9 protein-coding genes and 1 pseudogene are annotated in these 10,801 nt (G+C 75.4%); 4 read left to right on the top strand and 6 right to left on the bottom strand.

The window, feature by feature from the left end; all coding sequences use genetic code 11:
* Positions 1 to 90: 90 nt before the first annotated feature.
* Positions 91 to 1,083: pseudogene (locus ACFV61_RS01815) on the top strand (MFS transporter); the annotation flags it as partial.
* A gap of 33 nt (positions 1,084 to 1,116) precedes the next feature.
* Here ACFV61_RS01815 and ACFV61_RS01810 read toward each other — a convergent pair.
* Together ACFV61_RS01810 and ACFV61_RS01805 are read right to left on the bottom strand one after the other, a co-directional pair.
* Positions 1,117 to 1,968: an ABC transporter permease gene (locus ACFV61_RS01810; RefSeq protein ID WP_380489485.1), complete on the bottom strand. Its 852-nt coding sequence runs from the start codon at positions 1,966 to 1,968 to the stop codon at positions 1,117 to 1,119.
* A complete protein-coding gene (locus ACFV61_RS01805) occupies positions 1,965 to 2,876 on the bottom strand; it encodes an ABC transporter ATP-binding protein (RefSeq protein WP_380489482.1) in 912 nt (303 codons plus the stop codon). Before ACFV61_RS01805 ends, ACFV61_RS01810 begins: the two co-directional genes overlap by 4 nt.
* 132 nt (positions 2,877 to 3,008) lie before the next feature.
* Between ACFV61_RS01805 and ACFV61_RS01800 the strand changes: the two genes are divergently transcribed.
* Both ACFV61_RS01800 and ACFV61_RS01795 read left to right on the top strand, forming a co-directional pair.
* Positions 3,009 to 4,205, top strand: coding sequence for a sensor histidine kinase (locus tag ACFV61_RS01800; protein WP_380489480.1), 1,197 nt, complete (start codon positions 3,009 to 3,011; stop codon positions 4,203 to 4,205).
* On the top strand, positions 4,202 to 4,912 hold the full coding sequence (locus tag ACFV61_RS01795; RefSeq protein WP_380489477.1) for a response regulator: 711 nt from the start codon (positions 4,202 to 4,204) through the stop codon (positions 4,910 to 4,912). Before ACFV61_RS01800 ends, ACFV61_RS01795 begins: the two co-directional genes overlap by 4 nt.
* An 11-nt stretch (positions 4,913 to 4,923) precedes the next feature.
* On the opposite strand, the gene ACFV61_RS01790 is transcribed toward ACFV61_RS01795, so the two are convergent.
* The 4 genes from ACFV61_RS01790 to ACFV61_RS01775 form a co-directional block, all read right to left on the bottom strand.
* Positions 4,924 to 5,763 (bottom strand): SAM-dependent methyltransferase, encoded by an 840-nt coding sequence (locus ACFV61_RS01790; RefSeq protein ID WP_063350508.1) that lies wholly within the window; start codon positions 5,761 to 5,763, stop codon positions 4,924 to 4,926.
* A gap of 129 nt (positions 5,764 to 5,892) precedes the next feature.
* The gene (locus ACFV61_RS01785; RefSeq protein WP_380489474.1) at positions 5,893 to 6,654 is read right to left on the bottom strand and encodes a hypothetical protein; all 762 of its coding nucleotides are present in this window, start codon (positions 6,652 to 6,654) and stop codon (positions 5,893 to 5,895) included.
* 119 nt (positions 6,655 to 6,773) lie between these two features.
* Positions 6,774 to 7,787: a DUF1648 domain-containing protein gene (locus ACFV61_RS01780; RefSeq protein ID WP_380489471.1), complete on the bottom strand. Its 1,014-nt coding sequence runs from the start codon at positions 7,785 to 7,787 to the stop codon at positions 6,774 to 6,776.
* A complete protein-coding gene (locus tag ACFV61_RS01775; RefSeq protein ID WP_063350510.1) occupies positions 7,784 to 8,131 on the bottom strand; it encodes a GntR family transcriptional regulator in 348 nt (115 codons plus the stop codon). Before ACFV61_RS01775 ends, ACFV61_RS01780 begins: the two co-directional genes overlap by 4 nt.
* 137 nt (positions 8,132 to 8,268) lie before the next feature.
* Between ACFV61_RS01775 and ACFV61_RS01770 the strand changes: the two genes are divergently transcribed.
* The gene (locus tag ACFV61_RS01770) at positions 8,269 to 10,668 is read left to right on the top strand and encodes a DUF4118 domain-containing protein (RefSeq protein WP_380489469.1); all 2,400 of its coding nucleotides are present in this window, start codon (positions 8,269 to 8,271) and stop codon (positions 10,666 to 10,668) included.
* The last annotated feature ends 133 nt before the right edge of the window (positions 10,669 to 10,801 follow it).

Genomic DNA, 10,801 nt, shown 5'->3' with positions numbered 1-10,801 from the left:
GGGGGGGGTGGGTGTCGCTCTTGACTGCGGCATCGCGCCGGGGCCCGCGCCGGGGGGGCGCGGGCGGGCGGCCGCGGCCCCCCCCCCCCCGCCACCATCGGTCTGTCCACCGCCGTCGGCCCGCTGCTGGGCGGCCTGCTGATCCACCTGTTCGGCCCGCAGAACGGCTGGCGCTGGGTGTTCCTGGTCAACCTGCCGATCGGCGTGGCCGCCCTGCCCATCGCCTACCGGCTGCTCCCGCCGCCCCCGCCGGCGGCCTCGCGGGCCGGGCACCGGGACTTCGACCCGGTCGGGGTGCTGCTGCTCGGCGCCGGGACGGTCGCGCTGCTGCTGCCGTTCGTCCAGGCGCAGCAGTGGCACGGCTCGACGCGCTGGTTGCTGCTGCCGCTGGCGGCGGTGCTGCTGGGGGCCTTCGTGGGCTGGGAGCGGTACTACGCGCGGGGCCGGGAGCCGCTGGTGAGCATGGCGCTGTTCGCGGTGCGCCCGTACGCGGCGGGGGTGGCGCTGTCGCTGGTGTACTTCGCCGGGTTCACCGCGATCTTCTTCATCTTCACGCTCTACCTCCAAGCGGGCCTGCACTACTCGGCGCTGACGGCGGGCCTGGCGATCACGCCGTTCGCGCTGGGCTCGGGCGTGTCCGCGGCGATCGGCGGACGGCTGGTGCACCGGCTGGGCCGCCGGTTGGTGCTGCTCGGCCTGGTGCTGGTCCTGGCCGGCCTGCTGGCCTCGGCCCTGGCGGTGCAGCTGTGGACGGGGTCGGCGATCGGCTGGGCGACGGTGCTGCCGCTGCTGGTCGCCGGGGTGGGCAGCGGGCTGGTGATCGCGCCGAACCAGACCCTGACCCTCCAGCAGGTGCCGATCGCCCGGGCGGGCAGCGCCGGCGGTGTCCTGCAGACCGCCCAGCGGGTCGGCTCGGCGGTCGGCATCGCCATCGTCGGCTCGGTCTTCTTCGCCCACGCCCAGGGCCCGCGCCCGGACTGGGCGCTGGCCTTCCAACTGGGCGTGACGGTCGCGGCGGGCCTGGTCCTGGCGGCGCTGCTGGTGGCTCTGGCGGATGTGGCGGCAGGCCGCCGCGACGGGTGAGCAGCGTTTCCGGCGCCGCCGCCGGACGGCGGGTCAGTGGTCGCGGCGCTGGACGGCGACCGCGGCGACCACCACCGAGGCGAGCGCCCAGAGCGCGAACGTGGCCCAGGATCCGGCGACGGTGGCCGGGTGCGCGGAGGGCAGCGAGTGGGTCAGGTCGACCTGGGCCAGCCGGCGCCAGGCCTGGAGCGGCATGGCGTGCAGGAGGTCGGCCGACCAGCGGTAGCGCTCGTTGAAGAACGCCGGCAGGAAGAACAGCACCAGGACGGTGCCCACGACGGCTCCGGCGGTGTGCCGGATCAGCGCGCCGAGGGCGAATCCGGCGAGGGCGCAGACCGGGGCGAACAGGGCGGCGGCCGCGACGAAGCGCAGCGCGGTCGGGTCGGTGACGGACACGCCGATGTGCGTGTCGGCGAGGACCGCCTGGCAGGCGCCGAAGGAGACGCCCGCGGTGACGGCGCCGTAGCCGAGCATGACCGCGGTCAGTACGCAGGCCTTGGCGGCGATCACGGCCCGGCGGTCCGGGACGGCCACCAGCGTGGTGCGGATCAGCCCGCTCGCGTACTCGCCGACCAGGACGAGCGCGCCGACGCTGCCCGCGACGATCATCACGACGTCGGCGGCGATCATGGTGAAGGAGTCGCCGAGCGCGACCTGCAGCATGGTCGCCGGATCGCCGTCGCCGACGGTGTAGTGGTCGTAGGTGTACCGGGCCGCCTTGAGGTTGGCGGCGATGATGAACAGGGCGCTCAGGCCCAGCACCCAGACGGTCGAACGCAGGGACCAGAACTTGATCCACTCGGCGGCGAGCAGGTCGCCGAAGCGGGCGCGTGGCCGGGGGAGGGGCCGGGGAAGGGGGCGGGGGGTGGTGGTCGCGGTGCTCATCGGGGCTCTCCGGCCAGGTAGTCGACGCTGTCGGCGGTCAGTTCCATGAACGCCTCCTCCAGGGAGGCGGTGCGGGTGGTCAGGGCGTGCAGCAACAGGCGCTGCTCCAGGGCGAGTTCGCCGATCCGGGTGGCGTCCAGGCCGGTCACGGCGAGCGCGCCGTCCGGGCCCGGGCGGATGGTGGCGCCCGCCGCGGTCAACACGGCCGCCAGCCGGTCGGGTTCGGCCGCCCGGACGGTGACGCCGGTGCGGCCGGCCCGGGCGGAGAACTCCGCCAGGCTCTCGTCGGCGATCAGCCGGCCCCGGCCGATCACCACCAGGCGGTCGGCGGTGTGCTCCATCTCGGCCATCAGGTGGCTGGAGACGAAGACCGTCCGCCCTTCGGCTGCGAGGCGGCGGAACAGGCCGCGCACCCACAGCACGCCCTCCGGGTCGAGGCCGTTGAGCGGCTCGTCGAAGAGGAGGACGGGCGGGTCGCCGAGCAGCGCGCCGGCGATGCCCAGGCGCTGCTTCATCCCCAGCGAGTAACCGCGGATCCGGCGCCCGGCGGCCTTGGTGAGCCCGACCTCGTGCAGCACCTCCTCGACCCGCGCGGCCGGGATCGCGTTGGCGCGGGCCAGCGCCCGCAGTTGGGCCGCGCCGCTGCGCCCGCCGTGGACGTCGCCCGCGTCGAGCAGGGCGCCGACGTCGCGCAGGCCGCGCGGCCGAGACCGGAACGGGCGGCCGTCGACGGTGGCGGTGCCGCCGGTCGGGTCGTTGAGGCCGAGGATCAGCCGCAGGGTGGTGGACTTGCCCGCGCCGTTGGGGCCCAGGAAGCCGGTCACATGGCCGGGCCGGACGGTGAAGGTGAGGCGTTCGACGGCGGTGGTGCGGCCGTAGCGCTTGGTCAGCTCGGTGACTTCGATCATGGGCTCAACGGTGCCGGGCGGGGCCGGGCCGCCGCATCGGACCGGCGCTGACACCGCGCGCCCCGGCTGTCACCCCCGGTCGTACAACCACGGTCCGATGACGGCGCCTCGGGCCGCCGATACGATCTTCGTATGCTTGCGACGCCCTCTCCGCCCCTGTTCCGGCGCGTTCCGCCCGAGGTCTGGGTCGGACTCGCCTGGTGCGTGGCCGCCGCGTACCCCGCCGTCCTGCTCGGCGGCAACGCCCGGTACCACGGCGGGGCCGCCGCCCACGGCGGCCTGTCCTTCACCCTGGCCACCACGGTGGTGGCCTTCGCCGGCGCCGCGCTGGTGCGCCGGCTCCCGGTGCTCGCGGTCGCCCTGCTGTTCGTCGCCGCCTTCACGGAGACCGACGGCTGGGCCGCCGACACCCAGGTGCCGCCGGCCTCCCTGCTGGCCGTGGACGTCGCGCTCTGCCTGATCACCGCCACCCGGCCGCGCCGCAGCTCGCGGGCCGCGTTCGCGCTGGTGATGAGCCTGCTCGTGCTGCACATCGGCCTGGTGCACGGCAACACCGTCGGCATCTTCACCGGCACCCACATCGGCTCCGCCGACGGCGCCGCGCTGCTCGCCCTGGTCGCCTGGCTGATCGGCCGCTCGATGCGGCAGAACCGCGAGCACGCCCGGGCGTTGAGCACCCGGGCGGCCACCGAGGCCGTCACCGCCGAACGGCTGCGGATCGCCCGCGAGATGCACGACACCGTCGCCCACACCATCGGCATCGTCGCCCTCCAGGCCGGCGCCGCCCGCCGGGTCATCGACACCCGCCCCGAACGGGCCAAGCAGGCGCTCGGCGAGATCGAGAACGCCGGCCGGGACACCCTGGCCGGGCTGCGCCGGATGCTCGTCGCGCTGCGCCAGGCCGACGGCGAGACGTCGGCGACCACCCCCCAGGGCCTGGCCGACCTCGACCGGCTGGCCGCCGCGACCGCCGCCGCCGGCGTCCGGGTCGAGGTCCGGCGGCGGGGTGAACAGGGCCCGCTGCCACCGGAGATCGACCTCTCGGCGTTCCGCGTCATCCAGGAGTCCGTCACCAACGTGGTGCGGCACGCGGACACCCGCTCCTGCGAGGTCCTGGTCGACCGCCGCACGGCGGGCGAGGTGGCCGTGGAGATCACCGACCGGGGTACGGGCCCCGGCACCGACCCGGGCCGGGGCACCGGCTTCGGCCTGGCCGGGCTGCGCGAGCGGGTCGGCCTGCTGGACGGCGAGTTCGAGGCCGGTCCGCGCCCCGAGGGCGGCTTCCGGGTCGCCGTCCGACTGCCGATCCCCGTGGAGGTGAATGCATGACCCGCGTCCTGCTGGTCGACGACCAGCCGCTGGTCCGGGCCGCACTGGAGATGGTCATCACCGAGACCGCCGACGTCGAGGTGGTCGGCGAGGCCGGCACCGGCGCCGAGGCCGTCCGGCTGGCCGGTGAACTGCGGCCCGACGTCGTCGTGATGGACCTGCGGATGCCCGGTATGGACGGCATCGAGGCGACCCGCCTGATCACCGGCGGCGGTGGGCCGACCAGGGTCGTCGTGCTCACCACCTTCGACGACGACGACCACGTGTACGCGGCGCTGCGCGCCGGGGCGTCCGGCTTCCTGGTCAAGGACATGGCGCTGGACGACATCCTCGCCGCCGTCCGGGTGGTGGCCGCCGGGGACGCCCTGATCGCACCGAGCGTCACCCGCCGGCTGATCTCCTCCTTCGCGGACCAGCGGCCGGGCCCGGGCCCGGCGGCCGCCGCGTCACCGGCCGCTGCACCGGTGCCGGCCCCCGGGCCGACAGCGGCCGCCCGGCGGCTGGGCGCGATCACCGACCGGGAGCGGGAGATCCTCACCCTGGTCGGCCGGGGCCTGTCCAACACCGAGATCGCCGCCGAACTGGTCCTCAGCATCGCCACGGTGAAGACCTACATGACCCGGCTGCTCGCCAAGCTCGACGCCCGCGACCGGGTCCACCTCGTCATCCTGGCCTACGAGGCGGGCCTGGTCGCCGTCCCCGGCTGACGTCGGCAGGCTCAGCGCTTGATCGCCACGCCCGCGTACATCGCGATGTCCTGGTCGCGGATCGGCGCGGCCCCGGTGTCCGGGCGCCAGTGGTGGACCAGGGTGACGCCGGGGTCGAGGAGGTCGTAGCCGTCGAAGAAGGCCGCGGTCTCCTTCTGGTCGCGGATCTGCAGCGGGATGCCGCGCGCGTTGTACTCCCGGCCGACGCCGCCCACGCCCACCGGGTCGGTGTCCCCGGTGAACACGGTCAGGGCGAGGAAGCTGCCGGGTGCCAGGGCGTCCATGAAGCGGCGTACGATGCCCTGCGGGTCGTCCTCGTCGAGCACGAAGTGGACGATGGCGATCAGCGACAGCGCCACCGGCTGGGAGAAGTCGAGGACCTCGCGCAGCCGGGGGTTCTGGATGATCGACTCCGGGTCGCGGAAGTCGGCGTCCACGTAACAGGTGCGGCCCTGCGACGTGCTGGACATCAGGGCCCGCGCGTGGGTGAGCACGATCGGGTCGTTGTCGACGTAGGCGACCCGCGCGTCCGGGGCGATCGACTGGGCGATCTCGTGGACGTTGGGCGAGGTGGGGATGCCGGTGCCGATGTCCAGGAACTGCCGGACGCCGTACTCCTCGGTGAGGTGGCGGACGGCGCGCTGCATGAAGTCGCGGGTGGTGCGCATGGAGATCGGCAGCGACGGCCAGGCCTGCACCGAGGCGTGCGCGGCGACGCGGTCCGCCTCGAAGTTGGTCTTGCCGCCGATGAGGTAGTCGTAGACCCGCGCCGAGTGCGGTACGTCCATCCGCAGATCCACCGACGGGTACTCCTCCTGCGGACCGCGCCCTGCCCGGACCTCGTTCGACATACTCGTCCTCCCGTTGCTGGGGTTCCGTCACCGGCCGCCCTGGTGGCGGGCCTTGGTGCGCATGGTAACGGTGTTCCGGGACGACAAGATGACCATCTCTTGGGGTTAAGGCCCCCTTAAGAGCGCATCCTAGGGCTGGGCCGCCGGGCTGCCGGTGGCGGGGGAGCCGCTCTGCCCCGGGAGGAGCGGGTGGTGTCCGTACGATCGACCGGCGGCGGCCAGTTCGAGCGCGGCGCCGGTCCAGGCGGCACCGAACGCCCAGGTCGAGAACCACTCGCACAGGTACAGCGGCCGGACGGCCCAGTCCGTGCCGACGCCGGCCACCCCGGCGACGACGGCGAGCAGCAGGAGCACCAGGATCAGCACCCCGGCCGCCAGGTAGGCCCGGCTGACCCAGGACGGCTGGGTGGAGCGCGGGTTGCGGAAGGAGTACACGCAGAACATCGCCAGCACGAAGAGCAGCAGTCCGGCGAAGGCGTAGTGCAGCAGGCCGACCGCGCTCTGGAACGAGGTCGCGCCATGCGGCGCGGTCGGGCACAGGGCGACCCCGAGCGCGAACACGCCGGCGGCGGTGCTCCAGCGGTCGTCCCGGCGGTCGAAGCGGTAGCAGATCAGGAACACCCCGAGCGCGCACAGGCCGCCCACGAAGAGGTTCCGGGTGCTGGTGTAGTACGAGCCGCTCATCGAGGCCGGCCAGAATCCCGCCGTGCTCTGGCCCCTGAGCTCGGCGAACAGCCAGTTCCCCAGGGGGAGTGCGAGCGGCAGCAGGATGCCGATCAGTCCGACGCCGAGTCGTAGGAAGGTGATGGTCCGTTCGTCCTGGTTGGTGCCTCCCCGGGCGACGACCGCGTCGCGCTCCGGGTCTTCCGCCGTCCGCCGTTCGTGGGTCACGGACGCCTCCTTGCCCTCTGCACTATGAGCAGCTGTCAGCTGGTGTACCCACGGTGCGGCCCCTGTCCACACCACCTGAACGGGCGGTTTGAAGACGGACCCCAGCGGCGTGACGGGGGTCAGCCGGTGGGGCTGGCGGACCTGGCGATGAGGGAGTTGAGCAGGGCCGCGCCGCGCTCGGCGTCGTCGACGCTCACGGCGAACTCGCGCCCGCGCCGGGTGCGGACCACCAGGCAGACGCCGCGGCGCAGCATCACGGTGGTGCCGAGGCTGTTGACGCGGTAGCCCCAGCCGCCGGCCTGGGCGGGGGTGCGCAGCTCGGCGCGGGCCGAGTCGAGGTCGGCGGGGGACCAGCGCCGGCTGGGCCAGCCGAACGGGCCGAAGTCGACGGACAGGCCGTCGGCGGTCACCCGGGCCGTGACCGAGGAGCAGCCGAGCGTGATGACGGAGGTGGAGGCGAACGGCACGATCAGCGACCAGTTGAGCGCGATCAGCCCGCTGGCCGGCGCCAGCACGGCGCCCAGGGCGCCCAGGGCGAGGACGGCCGAGGCCAGTTGCAGCCACGTGTTGGCGGCTCGGGAGAGCCAGACCAGGTGCTCGCCCGGCACGGCCGTCAGCGTCGGCGCCCCGGCCGCCGGTCGCCCGCCGGTCGGGGAGTCGACGCGCGGGCGGACGGCCAGCCAGGTCAGCAGGCCGGCCAGGCCCGCCGCCACGACCAGGACGACCACCTCGAAGCCCATCGGCGCGGCCTCCTGCCAGCGCGCACGGTCCAGGTTGGCGTGCACGATGGAGGTCTGCGCCCCCGTCAGGAGCACTCCGCCGGCCGCCAGCGCCGGCCCGATGGCACCGCGCGCCGTCCCGGCCCGGAACCGGAGGGTGGCCGCGGCGGCCAGCACCAGCACCAGCCAGACCGCCGCCGGGAACAGCGCGGCCGCCGTCAGTGACATGGAGCCGTCCGGGTCCTGCCCGCCCCAGTGGGTGGCGAGCGGGTCCGGCAGCCGGTGGCGCGCGGCCCACGGCAGCGCGATCAGCAGGGCCAGGACGCCCGCCGACCAGGCCACCGCGCCCCAGAACGCGCCGCGCCCCGCCCCGGGCTCCCGGCGCTCCTTCGCTATGAGCTTCCCGTCCGTCACGACATCCCCCTGATCATGTCCACGAGATCGTTCCTGCTGTAGCCGGCCCGGGCCGCATCGGCGACCAACTGCCGTACCCGCTCGGCCAGTTCGGAGCGCGTGTCGGCGTCCTCGGCGACCGTGACGCCACGGCCCCGGCGGAACTCCAGCACGCCCTCGTCGCGCAGCGTGCGCAGCCCGCGCAGGACGGTGTTGGTGTTCACCCCCAGCGCCCGGGAGAGCTCCCGGGCCGGTGGCAGCCTGTCTCCGGGGGCGCACTCGCCCTCGGCGACGGCCCGCCTGATCGCGCCCGCCACCTGCTCGTGCAGGGGGCGGGCGTCGCCGGTGTCCAGCTTCAGCAACATGGTGCTAATGACGATAGCACCATCCAGATCTCTCGTCGGCCGCCTCGCGCGCCCCGCCACCTCGCCGGAGCGCCCGCCCCCTCGCGCACCCCGGCGCCCCGGCGGAGCATGGACACCGAGGAGGTGGCGGCACGGCGGTGAGCGGACGACTGCGGGTGTTCCTGGGGGCTGCGCCGGGGGTCGGCAAGACGTACGCCATGCTCGCCGAGGGCCGCCGACTGCGCGACGACGAAGACCTCGACGTCGTCGTCGGACTCGTCGAGACCTACGGCCGCCGGGGCACCGAACACCAGCTCGGGGACCTGCCCGTACTGCCCCGCCGCACCGTCGGCCACCGCGGCACCACCCTCACCGAACTCGACGTCGACGCCCTGCTCGCCCGCCGCCCGCAGCTCGCGCTCGTCGACGAACTCGCCCACACCAACGCCCCCGGCGGCCGCCACCCCAAACGCTGGCAGGACGTCCGGGAACTCCTCGACGCCGGCGTCGACGTGGCCACCACCGTCAACATCCAGCACCTGGAGAGCCTCAACGACGTCGTCGAACAGATCACCGGCGTCGCCCAGCGCGAGCGGATCCCCGACGAGGTGGTCCGCGCCGCCGACCGGATCGAACTCGTCGACCTCAGCCCGCAGGCCCTGCGCACCCGGATGGCCCAGGGCGCGATCTACCCGCCCGACCGGATCGACGTCGCCCTGGACCACTACTTCCGGGCCGGCAACCTCGGCGCCCTGCGCGAACTCGCCCTGCTCTGGCTGGCCGACCGGGTCGAGGAGGAACTCGCCGACTACCGCGCCCGGCACGGCATCCGGGCGCCCTGGGAGACCAAGGAACGCATCGTCGTCGCCCTCAACGGGGCCCCGCAGGGCGAGCACCTGATCCGCCGCGGCGCCCGCACCGCCACCCGGGTGCACGGCGACCTGATCGGCGTGCACGTCCGGCCCGACGACGGCGCCACCGTCCACGAGCCGCCCGCCCTCGCCGGCCAGCGCGCCCTGCTGCACGAACTCCACGGCGGCTACATCGAGGTCGACGGCAACGACGCCGCCCGCGCCCTGGTGGACTTCGCCCGCGCCGAGAGCGCCACCCAGATCCTGCTCGGGCCGACCAGCCGCAGCCGCCTGCGCGAACTGGTCTCCGGCTCGGTGATCAACCGCGTCATCCGGCTGGCCGGCCCGATCGACGTCCGGGTCGTCCCCCCGCCCCAACCCGGCCTGCTGGCCGTCCCGCCCGCACCCCGGCGCCGCCGCCCGGCCGCCGTCCCGCCGCGCCGCCGGCGCCTGGCCTGGCTGGCCGGCCCGGCCGCAACGGCCGCCCTGGCCTGGGCGCTCTCCCCGCTGCGCGACTCGCTGGCCCTCCCCGGCGCCCTGCTCTGCCTGCTGCTGGTCGTCGCCGCCACCGCCCGGCTCGGCGGCCTGCTGCCCGCCGCCGCCAGCACCGCCGCCGGGGCGCTCGCCGCCGACTACTTCTTCACCGCGCCCTGGCACAGCCTCGCCGTCACCCGCGGCGCCGACCTCGCCGCACTGCTGCTCTTCCTCGCCGTCGCCGGGATCATCGCCCACCTCATCGACGGCCTCACCCGCCGCTCCCAGCAGGCCGACCGGGCCCGCGCCGAAGCGGCGGTGCTGGCCCGGCTGGCCGGCGCGGCGGTCGAGTCCGGCGCCCGCGCCGTGCCCGACCTGATCGCCGACCTGCGCCAGGTGTTCGGCCTGGAGGGCGCCGTCGTCCTCGTCCGCACCGGCCGGCTCTGGCGCCCCACCGCCGCCTCCGGCACCGCCCTCCCGCAGCGCCCCGAAGAGGCCTCGCTCGCCGTCGACCTCGGCCCGGACGCCGTCCTGGCCCTGCGCGGACCGGCGCTCACCGAGCAGGACACCCGACTGCTCGGCCCCTACGTCACCCAGCTGCGACTGGCCCGGGAACGCGAACGGCTGGCCGCCCAGGCCGCCGCCGCCGAGACCCTCGCCCACACCGACGCCCTGCACACCGCACTGCTGGAGGCCGTCGGACAGGACCTGCGCGCCCCGCTCGCCGCGCTGCGCCGCGAGGCCGCCGACCTGCCGGGGCCGCCGGGGCGGCGGATCGCCGCCGAGGTGCGGCGGATGGAACGCCTGGTCGCCGACCTGCTGGACCTCGACCGGCTGCGGGCCGGCGAGCAACCGGTGCTGCTGCGCCCCACGGCGCTGGCCCCGGTGCTCGCCGCCGCGCTGGCCACCCTGCCCGCCGAGCAGGGCGGCGAGCAGCGCGACGTGCGCCTCGCCCTCCCGGACGGCCTGCCGCCCGTGCTCGCCGACGCCGGGCTGCTGGAACGCGCCCTCGCGGTCGTCCTGGCGGGGGCCGGCAGGCCCGCCCTGGTGGACGCGGGCGCGGTGGCCGGGCGGATCCACCTCCGGGTGCGGGCCCCCGGCCCGGCCGCCGACGGCACCGGCCTCACCGTGGCGCGGGGCTTCGTCGAGGCGATGAACGGCGAGCTCACCGTCGAACCGTCCCCCACCGGCGGTACCGCCTACACCCTCGACCTCGCCCGCGCCCCGGCCTGACGCCACGGCTGATCGCCCGCGATCCGGCATCCGGGCCGCGGGGCCGCGGGGCGGGGGCCCCCCTGCCCCCCCGCGCCGCCCCCCCCCCGCCCCGCCAAGCCCCCCCGCCCGCGGCCCCCCCCCCCCCCGCCCC

This window comes from Kitasatospora sp. NPDC059817 (genome assembly GCF_042731835.1).
In the GTDB taxonomy this organism is placed as follows: domain Bacteria; phylum Actinomycetota; class Actinomycetes; order Streptomycetales; family Streptomycetaceae; genus Kitasatospora.
The sequence above is the reverse complement of the archived record's forward strand: the minus strand, read 5'-3'. Positions and strand labels throughout refer to the sequence as shown.

Bases quoted from the DNA above. Each gene is read 5' to 3' on its own strand.
- ACFV61_RS01810 (WP_380489485.1), bottom strand. From the start codon at position 1,968: ATGAGCACCGCGACCACCACCCCCCGCCCCCTTCCCCGGCCCCTCCCC.
- ACFV61_RS01805 (WP_380489482.1), bottom strand. From the start codon at position 2,876: ATGATCGAAGTCACCGAGCTGACCAAGCGCTACGGCCGCACCACCGCC.
- ACFV61_RS01800 (WP_380489480.1), top strand. From the start codon at position 3,009: ATGCTTGCGACGCCCTCTCCGCCCCTGTTCCGGCGCGTTCCGCCCGAG.
- ACFV61_RS01795 (WP_380489477.1), top strand. From the start codon at position 4,202: ATGACCCGCGTCCTGCTGGTCGACGACCAGCCGCTGGTCCGGGCCGCA.
- ACFV61_RS01790 (WP_063350508.1), bottom strand. From the start codon at position 5,763: ATGTCGAACGAGGTCCGGGCAGGGCGCGGTCCGCAGGAGGAGTACCCG.
- ACFV61_RS01775 (WP_063350510.1), bottom strand. From the start codon at position 8,131: ATGTTGCTGAAGCTGGACACCGGCGACGCCCGCCCCCTGCACGAGCAG.